We start from the raw sequence: 22007 nt of genomic DNA, 5'->3' as shown, positions 1-22007 counted from the left end.
CGATCTTTTGACCTTGAAAAGATCGCGAGCAACCGCGTTACAAGGCTTTTACAATCGCATCAATATTGCTCTGCAACTGCGCCACCGGATCTGCGCCGTCAGCGCCGATCACCACCAGTTGGCTGCCGCCTTCGGTAATCGCTGCCTTCAACTCGGGTGAAGGTTCGCGATGGTCCAGCACCAGCGCCACCTCGTTGTCCTTGAGGGTTTGCGTCAGCGCCTTGAGGGCTTGCGGTGTCCATGGGTCTTCACTGTTATGGGCCACGTCAACGCGTTCCAGATTCAGCCCGCTGATCAAGTAATCCAGCCGGTCTGACACACTCACGACGCTTAAATTATCGGCCTTGGCCAAGCGTGACTCGCTCTCGGCGCTGAGTTTGAGCAGGCGCTGTTTCAGCTCGGCCAGGTTGGCTTCGATCTTGGGTTTGGCTGCGGGGGCCAAACGTACCAGGTCCGCCGCAATCACGTCGGCCATACGCCCCATGTTGTTGCTGGACAGCCACGGCTGGCTATTCAGGCCATCGCTGTGTACGCCAGGTTGCACGGCAATGCCCGGTAAGCTGCCGTCCACCGGGCGTGCGGCGTCTACTTCGACGATGCGGATATTACTGCGTCGGGCCATCGGGTACAGCGGGTCGTCGCTCCACAGCGAGCGCAGGCCGACCACCGCATCGGCATTTTCTGCAAGCTTTTGCAGGGCCGGGGCGCCGCGACCACTGAAGTAGGCGCTTTGCCGACTGCCGGGCAGGTTGGCCGCCGCAGCGCGTTCAAGGGTCACGCCGCTGTCCTTGAGCAGCAGCTCGCTCAAGCCATAGGTAATCGGCAAGCTGGCGAGAATGCGCACCGGTTGCGGTGCCGGGGTGGCGGCCAGCAGCGGGGTGCTAAGAAGGCCGGTGATGGCAATTGCCAGAGTGAGTTTGCGCAGCGTGAACATTTATCCAATATTCCCTTTAAGGCTTGGCACCACGCCACGAGCAATGGCGGCCAGGGCGAAGGCGATACCGGCCACCAGAATGATCGCGGCGCCGGACGGAATCGGTAGGTCAAGAACGATAGGCAGCAAAATCCCGCACAAGGTACTGACCGTGGCGATCAGCACCGAAATCCAGAAAAAGCCCTTCAACGACTGGCTGAGCAAGCGCGCTGCAGCGGCCGGAATCACCAGCAGGGCGCCCACCAGAATCGCTCCGATCACCTTGACCGCCGCCACGGTGATCAGCGTTACCAGTATCACAAACAGGTAATCCAGGGATTTCACTGCCACCCCGCGCACGGCGGCCAGTTGCGGGTTGAAACTGGCCAGCATGATGCGGTTGTACAGCGGCAGGCTCAGGCCCAGCACCAGCGCACCGACCACCGCCAGCACCAACAGATCGTTGCCGTTGACGGTCAGCACCGAGCCAAACAGTACGTTCTCAAGGATGTGGATGTTGATCTTGCCCGCGAGAATCAGCAGCAGGCTGGCGCCCAGCGCCAATGACACCGAGAGGAAGACCCCGATCAGCGTGTCTGGGGCCAGGCCTGTGCGATTGCGCAGGTAATTGAGCGAAATGCCAAACAGCAGGCAATAGCCGAACAGGCTGCCATAAGGCCCGGTGTAGGGTTCGCCGAGCAGGATGCCGATGGCCACCCCGGTCAGCGCTGCGTGGCCCACGGCTTCGGAAAAGAACGCGAAGCGCTTGACTACCACCAGGGTGCCGAGCCCGCCCAGCACGGGGCCGATGAGTAAACCGGCGAGCAGCGCATTGACCACAAAACCGTAGGCCAGCACCTCAGGCAAATACCCGGCGGTGGCCCAACCTTGAATCATCAAACGGAAGGCTTCATAGCTCATGGCTGGGCGCTCCCGAAGGCTTTAGGGTGGGTTGAAAACAGGCTCAACAGGCGCTCAGGGCTAAGGGTTTGCGCAGGCGGGCCGTCGAACAGCACCTGGCGATTAAGCCCGGTGACGCGATCCGCCAGACGTTTGACGGCCGCCAGATCGTGCTCGATCCACACCACCGTGACGCCTGATTGCTGCCAGTCGTTGAGCAAACGTTCAAACACCTGCGCACCGGCTTCGTCCAGCGCCGACATCGGCTCATCCAGCACCAGCAATTGCGGAGCCGGGATCAGCCCCTGGGCCAGCAGCACCCGTTGCCGTTCACCGCCCGACAAGGCGCCCATGCGGCGCTTGCGTTTGTGTTGCATGCCCACCCGTTCCAGCGCATCGCCAATGGCCGGGGCAACCTTGCGCGACAAGCCCATAAAGGCCGGGCGCCGCTGGCACATGGCGGCCATGAAGTCGTCGACGGTCATGGGCAAGCCACGGTCAAATTCCAGCGCCTGGGGCACATAACCGATCAACCCCGGCTCGCCGTTCCAGCTCAGGCGCAACTCGCCTTGATGCGGCATTTGCCCGAGCAGGGTTTTGATCAGCGAGCTTTTACCGCCGCCATTGGGGCCTACCAGCGCATGCACGCTGCCCGCCTGAATGTTGAAACTGACGCGGTCCAGAATCGGCGTGCTGCCCAAGGTCAGCGATACCTGATCAAATTCCACACCCGGCCCGCGGGCCCGCACCGCAAGAGGTTCAGCCGCCGTCATGCCCCGGACTCCTGAATCGCCTTGACCACGGTATTGAGGTTGTTGTTCATCTCTTTTTCGTACTTGTCGGCGGTGTACTCGCCATAGGAAATATGCGACAGCGGGTACAGCTTGACCCCGGATTCGCGCTGGATGGTCTCAACGTACGTCGACGGGAAGTCCATCTCGGAGAAGATCACCTTCACATCCAGCTCGCGCAGTTGGTCGATGGTCTTTTTCAGCTGGCTGGGGCTCGGCTCAATACCGTGGGCGGGTTCAACCACGGCGGTTACTTCCAGGCCAAATTCGCGCAACAAGTAGTCATAGGCGGCGTGCACGGTGGCGACCCGCAAATCCGCGTTGGGGGCTTCGGTGAGTTTGGCCAGGGCGTCGGCGCGCATCTGGCGCAGGCGCTTGCCGTAAGCGCGGGCATTGGCGGTATAGGTTTTGGCGTTGGCCGGGTCGAGCTTGCCCAGTTCCCGGGCGATGTTGTTGACCTGGGCAATCGAGGCGCTGATCGACAAGAAGGTGTGCGGGTTGACCACCTTGCCAGCGCCCCGCGCGGCGGTGCCGGTGGCAGCCAGCAGCGGTACGTTCTGGTTGGCCTCGATGACCGGGATGTCCGGTTTTTCACTGGCTTCGATCATCTTGTCGGCGAAATCATCATGGCCTACGCCATTGAGCACGATCACGTCCAGCGTGCCGATGCGCTTGATGTCGTCAGCGCGGGGTTCATAGGCGTGCGGGTTAAAACCGGCCGGAATCAACGGCACCACTTCAGCCTTGTCGCCAACAATGTTTTTCACGTAGCTGTAATACGGGTGCAAGGTGATGCCAATGCGCAACGGTTTGGCCAGCGGCGCCGGGGCGGCGGTTTCAGCGTGCGTCAGAGGTGAAAGGCAGAGGGCCAGGAGGCCGGCCAGCAACAAGGTGCGGCGTCGAAACACAGATGAAATGGACATGGCGAGCAGTCTTCTCTCAGGTAAAGCGGTGGGTTCAGTGCCGATGCTGGCGAGTCACCCCGGCATCGAATTGGGCGATCACTTGCTTCCAGCCGTTCTGGAGCAAGGCGCCATCGCTGAAGTCGGTGGGGGCGCTGACGTTACTGTTGCGGTTGAGCCACACATCGGGCTGCTCGCTGATGCGCATCAAGAACGAGCCGGCCACCTCAGGGTTGGGGCTCACGCCCAAGTAGGCCTGGTCGCCCAGCAATTGCCAGGCATGGTTGCCACGGCTTTCCGAGCTGGCGTCGCTGGCAAAAGGCGCGAAGCCCTCTTCGGCCAACTGCGCGGGTTGGGGCAGGGCGCCGGTTTCTTCGTGCAGCAGGTTGATCTCGTCCAGGGTGACCCGCAGATCAGCGTAGATTCCTTGCTCGGCGGCATTCAGATCGAGCCGGGCATCCAGCTGGTGGGCCGCCACTGAGGTTGCCTCATGGGACTCGTGACGCCAGGCCACAACCGACCCCGCGACGCACAGAATCAACAGGCACAACAGCAGCACATAAAGGGTTTCATGCCCGGCACCGGCCGGGCGCACGACGTGAGTATTCATTCGATATCGGCTTGGTCGATTTCAACAATGTGGCCGGGGCCTGCGTCAAACAGCACGTAGAACTCGCCATCCGGGCGTTTGAAGGTCAGGGTCGAATCGCTGCCCAACTTGCCGGGCACCAGAATGGTTTCGTCATAACCGATCACATCCAGCGTCACCCCCGGTGCGCCACTGCCATCAGAAAACCCACCAGTGCAGCGGATCTGGTCGTCGCCCAGGCTTTTGCACTCACACATCGGGTTGTGCGCCAGGGCCTGGCCGCTGAACCCCAGCAAGGCCACAAAACCCGCGGCCATGACACGGCGTGCGGGGTGTTTGAACAGGTGCGAACTCATCGTTTACCTCCTTGCTGAGCCAGCCAGGCCATGGTTGCCGGTGAGGCCTCGCTCAGGGGGATGGATGCCTGATGCATTGAGCCGTCCCAGCCCTCAAGGGTGATCCACAACTCAGCATCGTCTTTGGTACGTTCCGGGATCGGCAAGGTGGCGCCCATACGGTACGGCGTGCCGAAAAAAATCACCCCGGCAGCGCGCAAGCTCCGCGGTTTGCCGATGCGTAAATAAGCCGCCTTGACCTGGTCGATGCAGGTGTCGCACAGGGCAGCAGTGAAGCTTTTCATATAGCCAGCGGGGCCATCAGGGCGTGGGCCCTCATTGCGCATTTCTGCCAGTCGCAGGCTCCAGGGGCCAACCTGCACCGTGCCGATTTCGCGCTCGCCCAGGCCGCTGTCACCCCGAAACAGTGACGCCTCATGAAAATATTTGGGCATAAAGCCCAGCGGGATCAGCAACAACAGAATGTTGATGTGAAACCGCCATTTGAGCCACCAGCGACCCAGTGCAGAAGAGGGCGCTACCGCCGCTGCCTTACTCATACATTGGCCTCCTCGGGCTGTGCGCTGCGCGCGGTGACGGTTTGCCTGCCGGTCGGTACACGGGCGGGTTTATGGCTGCGTTTAAGCGCGTTGGCGGTGGCCAGTGCGGTGCGTTTGGTCCAGATCAGCAGGCCGCTCAACACCATCATGCTCAGCACCAGACCGAAGAAGAACCAGATCAGCTTGACCCACAGCCCACCGAAATCACCGGTGTGCAGCGGGCGCATGGACTCGGTCACCAGCTCCAGCCCGGAGCGGTCGGCGATCATCCGCGAACCTTCGATGACGCCGTTGTACGGGTTGATGTCGGCGGTCTGGAACAGCAGCGGGTACCAGCCCGGGCCGCCCACTTCGATATGGCCGTAGGCGTTGCTTGGCAAGCTGACAAAGCTCGCTTCAAGGCCGGGAATGCTCTCGGCGGCAATCCTCACGGCCTGATCGAGGTTGATCATCGGCGCCGGTTGGCCGTCCGGCATGATCGGCACATCCTGACGCGCCACGACCGGCGGGTTGCCCGCAGTCGAGATTGAAATCTGGTTATCGAACATAAAGGCCTGAATTAAAAACCACACGCCAGTGATGGAAATCACCGCGATAAACCAGATCGACCAGATCCCGCACAGCCGATGGAAGTCGCCCCAAAAGATTCGCGCGCCGTGTTTTAACCGCAGCGTGGGTTTGAGGAAACCTTTCCAGAATTTTTTGTACACCACCAGCCCGGTAATCAGCGACGCCAGCAACGGCAGGCCGAGGAAAGACACCAAGTACCAGCCCCAGCTATATCCGTTGGTGAACGGCACCAGCCACCAGCCGTGCAGGGCGCGGGTGAACTGGCGGAAGTCAAAGCTAGAACTCTCGCCCTGAATGGCTCCTGTATACGGGTTGATGTACAGCGCCGGCGAGCGCCCGTCCGGGTACACCACGCTGGCGACCAGGGCAAAATGCGACTCATCCGGGCGGCTGATCGACTGCACCGCCAGCGCCGGTTCAGCCTTGTGAATGGCGCTCAACACCTGCTCATAAGTGAGCAACGGAGCATCGCTTGAAGGCTGTGTGGCACGGGCTTCAGGGGTCGCCAGCCAGACAATCTCCTGGCTGACCACCGCCAATGTGCCGGTGACACACACAATCAATACAAAGAACCAGATCGGCAGCGTTAACCAGCTGTGGACCAGGAACCAGACCTTGGAGCGGGATTTTTTGGACATGGGGAACGGCAGACTCACGGCTGAGCATGTTTAATCGCAACTGAGAATGCGATTGCTATCCATGTAGGACGTATGAGATGTCGAAAACCCGAAGGTAGAGTTGTAAAAAAGTGTTTCGGTATTCGGCGGGGCTGGCCAGGAACGCTCACAGGCAGAAATCAGGAAGTGTGAGCGCAATGCCCACTGCTGCTTCTGATAGACGTTGAGAACCGTTTGAAATTTACCCGGGACCGGTCGCAGCGGAGCTGTTTGTCGAAAGGCCACTGGCTAAACCTGCGAGCAATACGCGTGAGCGGTTTAGCCAGAGTGCGCGTTACTGAAACTGGCCTGCCTTGATGCAGTAGGTCAACAACGCCTGATCGCTTTCTACCGCCAATTTGCGCATGGCTGATACCTTTTGCGCGCTGACGGTCTTGACGCTGCGTTTAAGCAAGCGCGCCACTTCGCTGACGCTGTAGCCGGCAACAAAGATGCGCAGCACCTCCACTTCACGCGGGGAAAGGCTGGCAAAGCGCTCATCGACCTCCTGTTTATTCATGAGCACAGAGGTCGGCGCCGGAGCCGGGCTTTGATAGTTGCGGTTGGCAGCAACGGCCGCCAGGGCATTGAGGATTTCCTCGTGCAGGTGATTTTTCTGGATAACGCCCGCCACGCCCAACTCATGCAAACGCGACAAAATCAGGTTATTGGAGATCATGGTCAAGACCACGACCTGAATGTGGGGAAACTTGCGAATGATGTAGTCGATCAGCTTGAGCCCGTCGCCATAGGTCGCATCGCCCGGCATATTGAAATCGGTAATCACAACGTCCGGCTGGTATTGCTCAAGCTGAGCAATTAACTGGCTTGAATTGGTGGCCTCGGCAACGAGTTTGAACCGGGGGTCTCGCATGATGATTTCGCGTACACCAAACAGCACGATGGGGTGGTCATCAGCGATCACGACTTTGATTTCTAGCATGAGCTTCCTGTCATTCAATGAAACTCTTAAGTGATAAGGTCTTCGCTCAGGATGAGCAGAGCAGCGCGAAGTCGCGACATAAAAGCCACTAGCTCGCGCCGGGTATCGTCAGTAAGAGGGTGGCTGTGCAAGGTAAATTCCAAATGATTGCAGGCGGCGCAAAGGGCCTGGGCGCGAACCGAAGCCAGCGATCCATTCATCCTGTGCAAGTGGCGCACCAGACCCTGTACATCCTTGGCATGCAACGCCCGCTCGGTGTTGAGCAAGTCTTCGTTCATGGTGTCGATGAACAATTGGCGCATCTGGGCAGACAACGTAATCCAGTTGTCCATGTCGCCGGGTTGCAGTGCTGACGGGGCTTGCGCGGTCGCAGCATCAGTCGGGCACCAGGTGGTCAGGGTCTCGCGCAGTTGCTTGAGCGTGAGGGGCTTGACCACCCAGGCATTCATGCCGGCGGCCAGGCAAAGCTTGCCCTCTTCACGGAAGGCATTGGCCGTGACGCCGAGAATAGGGATGTCCGCGCCTTGCTGACGCAGCGCCTGGGCCAACTCATAACCATTCATGAACGGCATGTTCACATCGGTAATCACCAGATCAAAATCCAGCGCATTCCACAGTTTAAAGGCCTGTTCGCCATTGTCGGCGGTGGTGACTTCGGCCCCCAGCGCCTCCAGCTGTTCGCGAAGAATGGCCTGGTTGATGGGGTTGTCTTCTGCCACCAGAATGCGCAAGCCGATACGTACCGGGGCCAATGGGTGTTCAAGCCGTTTAGTGGGTCTGGCCCCCTGAAAAATCAAGGTAAGGCCGCGACCGATTGCCCGAATGTCATAGCTGTTGATCTCCAGGATCTGGGGGCTGTTGCCGTCTTTATCAGGCGAAGCCCCGCGGATGATCACCCGCTCACTGTGCGCAACAGCGCCCGTTGCCTGGGTTGTGACTTCCAGAAGGGTAAGGGTCGGGTCGTCCACGGCTTCCTGTGTGGCTGGCAAGGCGTAGGCTCCCCAGCGATTGAGCCAGTCGATCAGGCTTTGCTCCAGCTCCTTGAGCGGCGCCAGCACGCGCACCGGCATGCCCTGAATGTCGATATCGCGGCAGTCTGGCAGCTCTCCCGGGATGATCGGTAAACGTATGTTCAGTGAAAAACTGCTACCAAGCCCCGGTTCGCTGACCACGCGCAGGCTCGCGCCCATCAATTCGCTCAGGCGCGAGCAGATCGACAGCCCCAGCCCGGCACCGCCAGCAATGTTGTTTGCGGACAGTTGATTGAACGGCGTGAACAGGTTTGCCAGTGCTTTCTCGCTGATGCCGACACCGGTGTCGGACACTTGCCACTGCAGCGAGGCGTATGTGTCGTCTTGCTCGACGACCTTGACCCGCAACACGATTTGCCCTGATTCAGTGAATTTGATCGCATTGCTCAGCAGGTTGTTGATGATCTGCCGGATTCGCCCGGGGTCACCCAGCATCAAGGCGGGCAACGTGCCGTCAGCGCAGGCGTAAATCTTCAAGCCTTTATTGGTCGCCGCCGCCGAGTATGCGCGGATGCAATCTTCGAACAGATCCAGCGGGCAGAAAGTGACCGACTCGACAGACATCTGGCCGGACTCGATCCTGGAGACGTCGAGCACATCGCTGATCAACTGAAACAGCACCGAGGACGATCGTTCAATCGTGCTCAGGTAGTCACGCTGGCGCTTGTTGAGGTCGGTCAAACCCAGCAATTCAAGGTTGCCCAGCAAACCGTACAAGGGGGTGCGTATCTCGTGGCTCATGGTGGCCAGAAACAGGGTCTTGGCCTGGCTGGCCTCGTCAGCCGAGCGCCGCGCCTTGTTTAACAGGTTGGTCTGGTCAATGTGACGGGTAATGTCGTTAAAGCCACAGAGCACCACGTCCTCGCCTTTATAGCGGGTTGAGACAAAACACACTTGCAGATAGCGGCCGGCGACTTCCATGTGCATTTCGCCCTGAATATTGGTGCGACGATCGAGTTTGAGCACGTTGATCATTTCGGCCGTGCACTGCCATTCCATGGCACGCTGGTTTTCGATCAGTACCTGGTTGTTGTTGCGTTGCACCACACACAGCGCCACAGGGGCGTTTTCCAGAATGACCCGGTTAAACGCCTCGCTTTCAATCAAGGATTGGTTGGCCCGTTCTGCCGGTTCAACAATGCGGGTACGAAACCAGCGCGTAATACGCCAGCCCACCATCAACAACAGGCTGAACAACCCTATTACGCCCAGCAGCGGCCATAGCGCGTAACGAAAGAAGTTCTCATAGCTGATGCTGTACAGGCCCACCCACGGGTTGTCACCCGCGGATTTGAGCTTGAAGCACAGGCCATAACGATCGAGGCTGAAGCCATCGCTCACGTCCTCCACTCGGCTTGGCTCACCCAGCAACACATCGCCTTCGGGCGAAATCAGGGTGAAACGGTTGTTGATCGGGCGGACCAATAAACGTTCAAGCTCATTGATTTCACTGGCATCGAGCAAGGCGGTCAGGATCGACAACCCTTGATCTTTCCCCGAGGGCATCACCTCATTGGTCAGGTCGATGCCAATGTAGCCAACAATTGTTTTGGTGTCCTGGAACAGGCCATGTGGTGCGCGCATCCAGCCCACATGGGTTTCGCTGAGTTTATTGCGCTCAGCCGCAAGCTTTGTGTAAAGGCTTTGCGTCACCTCGAAAAAATTGCTTTTCTCCAGCAGGAGCTGGCGGCGTGAACTGCCCACGCCGGGAATGGCGACATTGAATTGTGGCGAAGGCGAGAACATGAACAATTGCGGCGATGAGTAAAACGAACTCGCCCAGAATGAACTGTAGAAGTCAGTGAGTTGCACCCCCCACGAGAGCGCCCCGCGCATGGCCTCATCCGAGTATTCGTTACGCTTGGCCAGCGTAAAGGGAATGGACATGGCCAGCCCCTTCACCTGATAGACCTCTTCATCGTCCCCCAGCATGATCAGCTTGTTGGAGAAGGGCTGCACATACGTGACCACATTCTGATGGGCACGGCTGTACCCCTGTGCTGCCAGCTTCAAGAAAGACTCGTGCTCATGAATGCTTTCGATGAGACGCGCAAAATGAAAGTCGACCTTGTCGCTTTCTTCTTCAAATACCCGGCCTACGGCCCAATAGCTCATGCTCACCAGCAACAGGGCGAGACTGGTCAGCAGCAACAACATTTTGTTGAGCCGCTGTGAGCTGGTGGCCAATGCTCGAAGGCGCGAGCTTTCATACTTCATGGTTCACACCGTAGAGGCTTAAGTAAAAGGTGCTTTAGGGAAGGCGCTAACAGCCGATTAAACCCGACAGGATAGCGCTTGAGAGGTGCAACTGAATGAATAGACAGCAGTGATTCAGGTAAGTGCTGGCTTAGGGCTATCTTCGAGTAACAATTCAATGAAATCGTCGGAGCGTATGGCGGCACAGATGATGAAGCCCTGAGCGAGGTCACACTCGATACGGCGCAGGAACTCCAGCTCTTCCTGGGTTTCAACGCCTTCTGCCGTGACAATCAGGCCAAGCTTGTGGCTCAGATCGACAATACTTTCCAGGGCGAGCGCCAGGCTTTCTCGCTCCAGACAGCCGTGAACCAGTGAGCGGTCGATTTTCAGTTCACTGAACGGCGTGGACACCAGGTTGAAATACGAGCTGTAGCCTTTGCCGAAATCATCCTGAGCCAAGCCAAAACCCATCATCCGCAGGCGACAGGCGCCAGCATAAAAGTTGCTGATTTTCTCGGTGGTCGAGCTTTCCATCAGTTCAAAGCAGATCGATTGCGGTTCGGCACCCGCGTCCAGTACCTTCTGGTAAAGGCGATCAGCCAGATCATTGCTGTCGAGCAAATGGGTGGGGAGGTTGACTGAAACGGGCACATCAAACCCTTCGCTGCGCCAGAGAGCCTGGGCCTTGAGGCTTTGCTCCAACATCAAACCGACAAGGGCGTCCTCCAGGTTGAACTGAGCGATAGCGCCCAAAAAATCACTGGGCGGCAGTACGCCCAGAGTGGGATGGCACCATCTGACCAAGGCTTCGGCGCTGCAGATCTTGCCGGTGCGCAGGGACTTTTTAGGTTGAAACCACGCTTGTATCTGCCCATTGCTCATGGCTTGAAGCAGGGTATTGCGCTCCAGGCTCAGAGAAATCGTTGCGTACTCTTGAGCTTGACTGGCCAGCGCATCGAGGCGCGAGCGCAGCTGGATCACCGCATTGGGCACGACCGGTTTGGAGATCAGGCCGACAACTTTCAACCCCAGGTTTTTCGCCGAAAGCCCGGCACTGACCAACAGGCGCCGCGAAGCAACGCTCATCAGGGCAATGGCCGGGCGTTTTTTAAGTGAAGTGATTTTCTGGAACAGTTGCACGCCATCCATCTCCGGCATGAACAGGTCGCTGACCATCAGATCGTATTCATAGCGTTGCAGCAGGTTCAAAGCGCTAGAGCCGCTCCAGGCAGAGTCCACTTCAAACCCGCCGTCGTTACGGAACAGTTTGAGCAAATACTCATGTTGAAACGGGTGGTCCTCAACAATGAGTACCTTATAGGGCTTCATCAGCGTTCCTCTTGTAGGCCAGCAGGCAGGTGTAAAGCGCGCGCATTGAAAAAGGTTTGATCAGGCACTGGTTCATGCCGGCTGCCCGACAGCGATCAGCCTCTTCGAGCATGGCGTTGGCCGTGGCGCCAATAATTGGAATCGAGCTGTTCAGTTCACGCAGCCGGGCAGCCAGTTCGTAACCATTCATACGGGGCATGTTGACGTCAGTGAGGACCAGGTCGAAGGGCGTTGTGCGCCATAACGCCAGGGCCTCCTGGCCGTCACCCGCCAGTTCGACTGTACAACCGAGGTCTTCGAGCTGATCGCGCAAAATCAGTTGGTTGATGACGTTGTCTTCGGCCACCAGAACATGAATACCCAGATGCCCATCCAGGCGATTTTCAGTGAGTGCGTTGATCTGAACCATGGATTGCCCCTGGGCCTCGCTGACGGCGTGATGCACGTCGGACAAGTTGTTGAGATTGACGTGGCGATGGTTGCTGGACGACTCCGTGCAGACATAGTCCTCCGTTCCGGCGATGACTTTTTGGCCCTGCCAGCCCGGAACCAGGGCATATTTAAACGCCCCGACATGCAACTCCAGCAACACTGCGCCGGGGGTGTAGGCGAGCAGGCCAGGGCGTCGCACTTCAGCGCGCGCGCCCCAACGGTTCAACCAGCCGCAGAAGTTTTCTGCCAATTCGCGCACGGTGGCGACCACGTAGACCGTTTCGGCCAGCAGAGGCTGGCAGCCAGGGTCTGTGGGCTGCGCATTCAACTGCTCAAGCGGCAGTTGCAAGGTGAAGCTGCTGCCGAGCCCGGGCTCGCTGACGACGCGCATCGAACCATTCATCAAATGCATCAAGCGCTTGCAAATGGACAACCCCAGGCCGGTGCCCGCGACCACATTGGTGGAGCCGCTGGCCTGATAGAAGGGCTCAAACAGAAACCGCTGGTTTTCCAGGCTGATGCCTTTGCCGGTATCGCTGACTTGCCAGTTCAGGGTGACGCGTTCGTCGTCACGGCTATCGAGCTTGAGGCGCAAGATGATCCGTCCATGATCGGTGAACTTCAGGGCGTTATTGAGCAAGTTGTTGAGAATCTGGCGAATGCGCGAGGCATCACCGTTCAGCCAGTCCGGCACTTTGGGGTCAATGCAGGCAAACAGTTGCACACCTTTGGCATGCGCTGCGCCGGCATAGCTCTGGACCACACCCTGAATCAGTTCCACGGGCGAAAAACGGTTGAGGGTCAGTGACAATTGGCCGGCTTCGATTTTTGAAACGTCCAGCACATCGCAAATCAATTGCAATAAATTGGCCGACGAACCTTCGATAGCTTGCAAGTAATTCTGTTGCTGGCGATTCAACTCAGTGCGGCCCAGCAGCTCCAAAGTACCCAGCACCCCATACAGCGGCGTGCGTATTTCATGGCTCATGGTGGCCAGAAACAGGCTTTTGGCTTCATTGGCGCTGTCTGCTGATTGCCGCGCCTGTTCAAGTGCCAGCTCGACCTGTTTGTGGGCGCTGATGTCGCTGAAGGCGCAAATCAGTACATCCTCACGCTTGTAGCGTGTGGGGGCAAAACTGAGGTACAGGTGTCGGCCATCGGCCATTTCGAATTCATCGGTGGTGTTTTGCTCTACATCTTCAAAGGCTCGTTTGATCCAGTCCCGACTTAACTGATTGCGTTCGTGACCGGCTCCCAGCCATTGCTGCGCGAGTGAGTTTTCCAGGACTACGCTGCCATCCACGCGACGCAGGACACACAGGGCCACGGGAGCGATATGAATAACCGTACGACTGAAGGCCTCACTTTCGATCAACCCTTCGATGCGGTCATTGGCCGGAGTAATCAGGCGCCGGTCTATGCGCCGAACAAGGCACAGCATGAGCCAGGCGAACAGGCTGCAGAGCAGGGTGGAGATCAACAGCGGACCTGCAAGCACCGGTAACAGCGATTTGATATTAAGGGCATAGACAATTTGCCAGTCGGAGTAATCCATGCGTTTGCGTATGGCCAGTTTTTCAGGGAACAGCCCGGTCCCTATAAAGCCAAATGAACGAATCGCTTGCAGTTGATGACGCAGATTGCCCACGGGTTCGTCTGAACTGCTGAACAGGACATTGCCGCGCCCGTCCAGCAACATGAAGTCACCAGCACCTTCGTGATGCAGAGCAGCCACCATGTCCGGGACCTGAACTTCCAGGCCGAGCCAGCCCGAGCCCAGCACCCGGTCGTCCAGCCGCGAAAAGGCATACAAGGGCGAATCGGTGAGCGAGGCATCCCGCAACCACACATCGTCGCGCAACGAGAAATCACCCTGGGTCTGAGCCATAAGCTGACGCAGTACAACGTCGGGAACCTTGTCCGGTGATGAGGTGACATTGAATAAGCGTGTGACTGTCGGCTGGCCTTTGTCCGAGACGTACAACAGATTGACCTGATGCTGGCGCAGGTAGTCGCGCATTCGGTTGGTCAGCCACAGGCTCCAGTTATGGCGGCTGTCACCCAAAACGATGTGCACCTCTTCGGTGCGTACTTCATTGCTGTTCGGGGTCGGCTGGGTGACGTTGCTGACCGCCGACAACACCAGGCTTTTCAGGAGCATTTCACGGCTGACAAAAAACAGCTGCGCTTCGGCAACGCCTTGGTTCATGTCACTGCGGCGTGCGGAAATTTCATCATTCAGCGTGGTGCGCACATAACTGAATGCAATGGCAATGACACCGCCCGTGAGGGCGATGGCAAACAGGTGAAGGAGTTTTCTGGCCGCTTTGGGAGTCGAGAATGAGGCGTCGAAAGGGCGGATAAATTGTTTTAGTTTCATCCGGGGGAAAGTAATCAATCCCCCTGTTTTGGGTAATAAGACGATTCCTAAACGTCACCGTCTTTTACCTTGTGTTCAGCGTATGGGCGCCTGACTGACGCCGTCTTGATAATGGCCACCGTCATCGATCAGCGTGTAATTCACCCCGACCGAGGTCATCGCACCTGCGTTGAATCCGTCCAGGGCGTAGACCTTGTCGCTGAGCGGCGGCGCCATCATGTCCAGGGTCTTGGACACCGGCAACTCGCGGCCTTGAACGCTCAGGCGCAGCGATGAGAATGACGCGTGAAAGGGCGTCGGGTTGTGGCACAACAGTACCCAGCCATCCCCGCGACGCTCGATGCTGAAAGTCAGCGCCGCCGCCATTTTTTCCGGGGATCCGGGCAAGTTGGCCGGGCGATAGAACACTTTCATCTGGGTGTTCATGGCCACGGCCACCTGAGTGGTGGCAAGCGGCACCTCGGTCTTGGTCGGGGGGATTTCGTAAATATTCAGCCAACTCACCGACTCGCGGTCCTTGGGTTGCGGGCTACCGTCGTAAACAATCCGCAAGCCCTGCACGGCGCCCGGTTGCATGCGAAATACCGAGGGCAGGGCGAGCATGGCGTTGCTGGCGTTTTCGGGGGCCTGAGTCCCTTCACCGTTGTCGATCCAGGTTTGCACCACCACCGGGTAGGAGTTGGTATTGGCCAGCATCAATGAGCGTTGTGAATCGCCTTCATGAATGATCAGGCGGGTCTGCTCGGGCATGATCCCGGCCTGGACACAATGCGCCGTGCCCAGCCCGAGGGCGGCAACGATGAGCATAATGACGAACATGAACCGGCTCATTGCACTTTCACCAGCACGTACGCGGTGGCATCGACTTTGCCGGGTGTGGCGCGCTTGCCCGGCAAGGTGCCGAGGGTCGCGGTGATGGTCTGCGAGTAGCTGGTGTACCCCGAAAGGTTGCTGCCCGTGGTGCTGGCCCCCGCCAGTACCGGGTACCAGCCACCGGTCGCGCCGGTCCCGGTGTTCGACCAGCCAAGAAAGTTCATCGCCGTACCATTGCTGGCATTGTTCAAGCTGATCCCCACCCCGGTGGCCACTGACGGGTCAGTCCCGTAACCGTTGGACACCAGGTAACTGACGCCGCCACCACTGGTCAGCAACCCCAGAGATTGCGCCTGGGCATAGGCGTTGTAGGCCACCTGAATGCCCAGCGCCGTTTGATTGGTCGCCGTGCCGGAGCGTGCATCGTTGCTGCACTCAAGGTTGATGGTGAAGTTGCTGCTGCGGGTGATGCCTTGATTCAGCTCTGAAGCCGTAATGGGCATGAAACTCACGACGGGCGTCACGTTTCGCGCTACACAGGTTGCGGTGTAACTGATGGATGAGGCCGAGCGCATGCCAAGAGCAATACCGTTGTATTGCCCCCAAAAAGCAATCGCTGTGTTGGCGTCTGACCCAATAGGGTCTGAATAAATGCCGCCCCCTCGGAAGACCACATAGCCGTTGGGCTGGGTGCAGTTGTAGGTGTAAACGCCACTGCCTGATGTAGCCGCGTTGTCCCAGCAGTAGTTACTGCCCGAGCCCGAGTTTGGCGGGCGGCTAGACACGCGGGCCAGGTCAGCCTGGATCATGCTGAGGTGTTTGGCCTTGATCTGGATTTTGTTGCCTACGGTGTCGTACTGGGTAATTTTTGATTGCTGCCAGTAACGGGTGAATACGCGCCCCGAGTTCAAGTGAGTCAGCTTGACCCCGACATAGGGGAACCAGGTGGCGTAGTAACCGGGCAAGCCATCGTTGACCGTAGTGCCGGCACCGTTGCCAATTTCCCAGTAGCCGCCCACACGGTCATCGCCATTGGTGGCAAACACTTCATAGATATCGTTGGCATCGCTGAGGTCGCATTGCCACAGCACAGTTTCGCTGTTGAGCCCCGGTGCCGAGGCGGGGGAGACCACCACCGACCCCAAGGGCGTACCCACGGGTTGAAGGTAGGTGGAGGTCAGGTTGACCCGGCCGAAGGGCAGCTGTGCCGAGTTGCCATCCAAAACCTGGACGCCGCTGTAGATGCGGGTGCAAGTGGCTTGAGCCACCGGCACCACTGCCGCACTCAATGTCAGCAACAGCAGAGACAGCAAGGGGCGAGATAGAGTCATGATTCGCTCGTCTGGAGAAGAAGTCTTGAGGGAAGTGCGCGGCATCATGGGATGCGGCACGCACTGTTGACCTTGATCAGGGCCTGGCTGACATCCTGCTGGGCAAGGTCAAAGTTCATGGTGCAGCGCTCGTCAGGGCCATCACCCCAGCGCACGGTCAGTGCACCTTTGAGCTTCTCGGTGCGCAGGTACGCCTGGCTGCCTTGGCCAACCATGCCAATGACACTGTTGCTGTCATCCAGAACGTCGGCACCCATCGGCACGGCCTGACCGTCACTGCGTTGCGCCTTGACCAGAATCGCATTACCGAGCCGGGTCTTGAACGCCACTTTGACCGCTGCCCCGGCGAACGGCGCGACACGGCGTTGGCCGTCATCAAGTTCGGCTTTTTCATTCATGCCTTCCGGGTTGATGGCCACGGTGTTGTAACGGTAGGGCGTTAGTGCCGGCACCAGGGCATAGCCGTTGCTGTCAATTTTGGAGCCCAGGCCGTTCATCACGGTTGCGCCGCTGGCGCCCTTGGCTTCGATCAAGGCAAAGGTATCGCCCAGATACGGCCCGAACGTGACACCACCGCTGTGAATGGCCAGGGCGCCCCGGGCGCTGCCGGAGGCTTGCCAGTAATCCTGGCCTTTGGACGCGCTGGCACTGAGCGATGTGTTGGGGAGGTACTTTTGAACGTTGCCGCTCCACACGTTCTGTTTTTGTTGCGCGTCATGGGACACGTCCATGCTGTAACTCAGCGATTGGTCATCCCCCTGTGTCCCGGACAGGGAGGTTTGGTACTGATTGCCCGAGTTGGTGCTGTGTGTCACCGACGTGCTCAGGGTCGGCACGTTGGCTTTGGCCGGGCTGCCGAGCGGGAACGACACCGACAGCATGGTCACGGTCTCGTTGCTGCCAGGGCTGCGCGTTGTGCCCACGCCGTTGTTGGGTACCGAGTTGCCCAGTTGGTCGTTGAAGCCGCCACTCTGGCGGTTCAAGTAACTGCCGGTCTGCTGTCTGGAGACCGACAGGTTGAGGTTGACGTTGTTGCTCAAGGTGTTGGCCCAGCCCATTTGTAACTGGGTGTCGCGCTCACGTCCGCTGCGGTAGTCTTGGGTCGAGCCCGAGACAAACAGGCTGCCATACTGGTTGAGGCTTTGATTGATCGACACTTCGAAGCGCGAGCGTTGCATGTAGCTCGTCGATTCCCAGGTCTCGTTATTGCGCAACGCTTCGCGAACCCCGAGCACGTCCCCGAGGTCTCGGTAACCTTCGGTGGAGTAACGGTAGCCGGCAATCGAAAGCGTAGTATTGGTCGGTTGGAAGGTACGGCTATAGGACAGACGCGCCATCCAGCCATCCAGCTTGCCTTCTCTAGGCAGGTCAGCTTTTGAATAGGTTGTGTCCAGGCCGAATGCGCCAATGCTGCTGGCATAGACACCGCCGACCACGAACGCCTGATAGCCCTCGGCAACCCGCAGGCCGCTGTTGGCGGTGATGCTGTTGGTCAGACCGTACTGATAGGTCATTTCACCGAACGGGTCGTGGTCGCCCAGGTCCCGGGTGCGGCCCACCGCCACGCTGTAGCGGGAGAGGCCGGGGCGTAGTGATTCTGGAATCGCCGAAAACGGCACGGTGAACGTACTGACGGTGCCGTCAGCTTCAATGACCGACACTTGCAAGTCGCCGTTGTAGCTGGTCGAGTACAGATCGCTGATCTCGAAGGGACCTGGCGCCACGGTGGTCTGATAGATGTCGTTGCCGTTCTGGCGCACGATCACCTGGGCGTTGGTCTTGGCAATGCCGCGCACCGTGGGCGCATACCCGCGCATGGACTCGGGCAGCATGCGATCGTCGGAGGCAACCTCCACGCCGGTATAGCTCAGGCCCGAAAAGAATCGGCCCGAGGTAAAGCCCTGGCCAGCGGTCATGTCGCCTTTAATATCCGGCAGAGCCCGCTGCACATACGTGCGCGTGGTGTTCCAGTGTTTACCGGCGTCGGTGTCGTAACGCAGGTTGCCTTGCTGGCGAAAACGCCACATACCGACGTTCAGGCCGCTGTTGAGCGCCAGGTAAGAAGAGTCGGAGTGGCCGCCATAGCTGCCGGTGCGGGTGACGTGGTATTGGCTGGCGCTGTAATTGACGAAGCCGATAGTGCTGCCTGAATCCAGGTTTTGCGGGGCCACGTAACCACGCGGAGTATTGAGCATCAAGCTCTGCGGAACGCTCAGGTCGAGGCGCATTTGGCCAAAGTCGAACGCCGTGGTGCCACCTTTCACGACCTTGGATAACACCAGGCATTGGCTGTTGTCGGCATCATCAATCGAGCTGGCGAGAACGCCTGAACTCTCCAGCAATGAAGCGGGCAGGCAAGGTTCAACGTCGCCCTGGCCCTGATCGGCAAATTTAAGCTCGACACGGTCGACAAAATGGCCGTTGAGAAAAAGGTCAACCTTGTATTGCCCAGGCTCCATGGCATTGACCTTGTTGAACCGCGACAGTGAACCACCACCAAACAGCATGTTGTCGTCAAACACATAAGGGTCATTCGAAGCCAGGCTGTCTGTCTGAGCCTGCGCCAGCTCGCTAAACAGCAGGCTGGCGGTTGCGAGCGTCACTATCTCAGCGAAACCGCGAACATGGCGGAGTTTCGTAACCCTGAGGTCCTTCTTGAGTTTTGAAACGTGATACGCAGTCATGACGTTCGTCCTGGGGTATCAATGCAGAGGCAAAACTGTGGTTACATCGGCACCAAAGTCATTCACCAAGGTCAGTTGCAGCGAGTCGCCCGCGCGAGCGCTGGTGCCAGCTGGCAGCGTCCATTGCGCCTGGCTAAGCGGGGCCACGATTTCAGCAGTTTTCAGCGGCTGTTTTTTGCCTTGGCTGACCACCTGTGCGTTGCGCACGATGGCGAAGTAGCCACTGTTGTTTGTGGTGATGATGGATTGGCCCTGTACTTTGAAATCCAGAGACTTGCTCAGGTTCTCGGGGTCACCGGCCAAGCCTTGAGGCCGATAAAACAGCTTCATTCGGCTGCTGACACTGAGCAGCAACTTGTTGGCTTGCAGTTCGCTGGCCTTCATCGCAGGTACCTGCAAGAAACTCAGGTAATACAAGGACTCCCGGTCCTTTGGCAGGTTGTTGCCGGTAAACACCACGCGCACGACCTGGCCGGCATTGGGGTTCATGCGAAAGACTTGCGGGCTGACGATAAATGGAGCCTCGGCCGTTTGTGCAGTGGCCTCGGGGTTACCGCTGTCGACCCACATTTGCACCAGATTGGGGTAGGCATCCTGGCTGGTCAGTTGCACCACTTTTTCTTGGGCTTGAGCCGGATAGATCACACGGGTGCCGGTCATTACGACACTGGCATTGGCAAAATGGGGCATAGCGGCCCCCAGTACCAAAGCCAGGCTTAAGGCAATTTTATTGAGGCGAGTCATGGGTTTTTCGTCCATCAGGCGCAAAACTTGCGACTTGAAAGGGCGGGGCTGGAACTGCCGGGCGCAGAGGCCCGGCAATGTATTTCGCTTACAGGTAATCCAGTGCGTATTGCGCGGTAGCAGAAACGGTACCGGCGCCAGCAGTGCCGGCTTCACTGACGTATTGCACGGCGAAATCGTGGCTGGCACTGGTATCTGTGCCGTTCAGGACCAGGCCAGCGACTGAAGTGATGCCATTGAGCGTTACGGCAGCACCGCCCGCGCCGTCGAGCAATTGAACCTGCACATTGGCTGCGGTGCCTGCGTTGACGAGGTTGCCGGCGCTGGTCACGTTGCTGCCCAGAAATGCAGTTTTAATGGCCAAGGTGTTACCTGCACCCGGAGCCTGGCAACCGCTGACACCGATGGTGAAAGGTGTTTCCCCGGCTTTGCTGTTTACAGCGGCCAGCGCAGCAGTGCTGACGGTAGGCATCAGAATCACTGGGTTGGCAGCGTTACCGTTGACAGTGACGGAACAGGTTTGAGCGGAAACCTGACCTTTGAAGGTGATGGTGTTCTGGGAGGCTGCGAAAGCCATGACTGGGAAGGTAGTAGCTAGGATCAAAGCAATGCGCTTCACGATGAAACTCCTGATGAAATGAGGTGGTGGTGCTGATGTGCTGACGCTGTCCCGCACTCGCCTTGCTTGGCATAAGCGGGCCTTGACCAGGCCTGACAACAGTAAGAAAAATCACCACCAGGAGTAATCAGACGATTCTTAAAAACCACGGGCACCGCTTTGCGCAAGGCCCTTGAGTGCGTGCTGATTGACCATGGGAAGACGCCACGAAGCTGCGCCCGGCAGATGTGCCAGGCGCAGTTTTGTGGTTTTGGGAGAGGAGGTTTTAGCGCGGTTGCAGCAAAGCGTTACTCAAGCGAACGTCCCAGTTTCCAGTAGCCCATCAACGTCAGCCCGTTGCGGTCAAGCCCGCATTCATTGATGAAAAACCGGCGAATATCCATGACCGCTGCGGATTCCCCGGCCACCCAGGCATAGAACTCGCTGCGCTTGGCGCTGGCCAGTTCCCACAGGCGCTGGCTGTTCAGGTCCAGCTCTTGCAATGCTGAGCTGTCGTTGAGGTTGGCCCGGGTGGGCGGCAAGCTCGCCAGTTCGCGGGCCGCGAGGATCATGCCTTCGCCATGCTGCTTGTGCAGTGTGAGGCGGGGCAGCCAGTGCACTTTGGTGTGCACGCCGCAGAGCAGCGGCATGCAATCGGCCTCTTCGGGCACTTCGATAAACGCCTGGACTTGGGGCGCGTCGGGATGGCTGGCCAGTTGTTCGAGGATGCCGGCGATGGCCGGCAGGGCGGTTTCGTCGCCGATTAGCAAGATTTTGCGCACGCCCTGCGGCGGCATCCATTCATAGCCGCCGGGGTCGGCGTGGTAGGCGGCGTTGGGGGCGACTATTTGTAACGGGTCGCCTGGCCTGGCGTGCACCGCCCAGCGCGAAGCGGGGCCGGTTTCGCCATGCAGTACAAAGTCGATGTCCAGTTCGTTTATGTCGGGGCGTAAAGCGCGAATGGTGTAAGTGCGCATCGGCGGCGCGTGCTCGGGCTTCAGTGTGCGGCGCGCGGCTTGCCAGTCGCCAACCTTGGGCAAGTCGGGCGCGCTGCCATTGGCGCTGGGGAAGAACAGCTTGACCCGCTGATCGGGGGCCAGCGTGTGCATCAGCGCCACATCCTCGCCCGTAAACACAAAACGCGTGAGTGAAGGGCTCAAGGCAATGCGCTGCTTGAGGTGAATGTCGAACAGTTGATAGCCGGTCGGTTTGCTGAGCCGTTTGCGCAGGGTTTGCACCAAAGCTGCGGGAGACATGGAGAGCACCCATCAATGAGCTGGAGACCTGTATAGAACGAGCTGCCCGGG

General features: G+C 58.6%; 18 protein-coding genes. All 18 read right to left on the bottom strand.

Going from position 1 to position 22007, the window contains the following annotated elements:
- Positions 1-37: 37 nt before the first annotated feature.
- Positions 38-934: a metal ABC transporter substrate-binding protein gene (locus tag QMX84_RS04965; protein ID WP_262123988.1), complete on the bottom strand. Its 897-nt coding sequence runs from the start codon at positions 932-934 to the stop codon at positions 38-40.
- Positions 935-1834: a metal ABC transporter permease gene (locus QMX84_RS04960; RefSeq protein WP_048368854.1), complete on the bottom strand. Its 900-nt coding sequence runs from the start codon at positions 1832-1834 to the stop codon at positions 935-937.
- On the bottom strand, positions 1831-2586 hold the full coding sequence (locus tag QMX84_RS04955; RefSeq protein WP_282363333.1) for a metal ABC transporter ATP-binding protein: 756 nt from the start codon (positions 2584-2586) through the stop codon (positions 1831-1833). Before QMX84_RS04955 ends, QMX84_RS04960 begins: the two co-directional genes overlap by 4 nt.
- Positions 2583-3527: a metal ABC transporter substrate-binding protein gene (locus tag QMX84_RS04950; RefSeq protein WP_153334824.1), complete on the bottom strand. Its 945-nt coding sequence runs from the start codon at positions 3525-3527 to the stop codon at positions 2583-2585. The genes QMX84_RS04955 and QMX84_RS04950 overlap by 4 nt, the downstream gene beginning before the upstream one ends.
- A gap of 34 nt (positions 3528-3561) precedes the next feature.
- Positions 3562-4116 (bottom strand): DUF6162 family protein, encoded by a 555-nt coding sequence (locus QMX84_RS04945; protein WP_282363332.1) that lies wholly within the window; start codon positions 4114-4116, stop codon positions 3562-3564.
- Positions 4113-4412 (bottom strand): hypothetical protein, encoded by a 300-nt coding sequence (locus QMX84_RS04940; RefSeq protein ID WP_282363341.1) that lies wholly within the window; start codon positions 4410-4412, stop codon positions 4113-4115. The genes QMX84_RS04945 and QMX84_RS04940 overlap by 4 nt, the downstream gene beginning before the upstream one ends.
- Before the next feature lie 35 nt (positions 4413-4447).
- Positions 4448-4990, bottom strand: a complete 543-nt coding sequence (locus QMX84_RS04935; RefSeq protein ID WP_153331885.1) for a thiamine pyrophosphate-binding protein — start codon at positions 4988-4990, stop codon at positions 4448-4450.
- Positions 4987-6198: a PepSY domain-containing protein gene (locus QMX84_RS04930; RefSeq protein ID WP_282363331.1), complete on the bottom strand. Its 1212-nt coding sequence runs from the start codon at positions 6196-6198 to the stop codon at positions 4987-4989. Before QMX84_RS04930 ends, QMX84_RS04935 begins: the two co-directional genes overlap by 4 nt.
- Positions 6199-6511: 313 nt before the next feature.
- Positions 6512-7159 carry a response regulator gene (locus QMX84_RS04925; RefSeq protein WP_153334820.1) on the bottom strand — a complete coding sequence of 216 codons (648 nt, stop codon included), beginning with the start codon at positions 7157-7159 and terminating at the stop codon, positions 6512-6514.
- A gap of 26 nt (positions 7160-7185) precedes the next feature.
- Complete coding sequence (locus QMX84_RS04920; RefSeq protein ID WP_282363330.1) at positions 7186-10407, bottom strand: hybrid sensor histidine kinase/response regulator; 3222 nt, start codon at positions 10405-10407, stop codon at positions 7186-7188.
- A gap of 114 nt (positions 10408-10521) precedes the next feature.
- Complete coding sequence (locus QMX84_RS04915; protein ID WP_282363329.1) at positions 10522-11718, bottom strand: EAL domain-containing response regulator; 1197 nt, start codon at positions 11716-11718, stop codon at positions 10522-10524.
- Entirely contained in the window at positions 11705-14530 is a 2826-nt protein-coding gene (locus QMX84_RS04910) for an ATP-binding protein (RefSeq protein WP_282363328.1), read from the bottom strand. Before QMX84_RS04910 ends, QMX84_RS04915 begins: the two co-directional genes overlap by 14 nt.
- A gap of 75 nt (positions 14531-14605) precedes the next feature.
- Positions 14606-15349 (bottom strand): molecular chaperone, encoded by a 744-nt coding sequence (locus QMX84_RS04905; RefSeq protein WP_282363327.1) that lies wholly within the window; start codon positions 15347-15349, stop codon positions 14606-14608.
- 8 nt (positions 15350-15357) lie between these two features.
- Positions 15358-16674, bottom strand: a complete 1317-nt coding sequence (locus QMX84_RS04900; protein ID WP_282363326.1) for a fimbrial protein — start codon at positions 16672-16674, stop codon at positions 15358-15360.
- Between the two features lie 44 nt (positions 16675-16718).
- Positions 16719-19358 (bottom strand): fimbria/pilus outer membrane usher protein, encoded by a 2640-nt coding sequence (locus QMX84_RS04895; protein ID WP_282363325.1) that lies wholly within the window; start codon positions 19356-19358, stop codon positions 16719-16721.
- A gap of 18 nt (positions 19359-19376) precedes the next feature.
- On the bottom strand, positions 19377-20102 hold the full coding sequence (locus QMX84_RS04890) for a molecular chaperone (protein ID WP_282363324.1): 726 nt from the start codon (positions 20100-20102) through the stop codon (positions 19377-19379).
- A gap of 88 nt (positions 20103-20190) precedes the next feature.
- Positions 20191-20721, bottom strand: coding sequence for a fimbrial protein (locus tag QMX84_RS04885; protein WP_206540855.1), 531 nt, complete (start codon positions 20719-20721; stop codon positions 20191-20193).
- Positions 20722-21008: 287 nt separating this feature from the next.
- Positions 21009-21956 carry a siderophore-interacting protein gene (locus tag QMX84_RS04880; protein ID WP_282363323.1) on the bottom strand — a complete coding sequence of 316 codons (948 nt, stop codon included), beginning with the start codon at positions 21954-21956 and terminating at the stop codon, positions 21009-21011.
- Between the last annotated feature and the right edge of the window lie 51 nt (positions 21957-22007).

Origin of the sequence: Pseudomonas sp. PS01297, assembly GCF_029959305.1 — a bacterium.
Classification (GTDB): domain Bacteria; phylum Pseudomonadota; class Gammaproteobacteria; order Pseudomonadales; family Pseudomonadaceae; genus Aquipseudomonas; species Aquipseudomonas helleri.
Note: the sequence above shows the minus strand (reverse complement) of the source record. Positions and strands in the feature narration are given on the sequence as shown.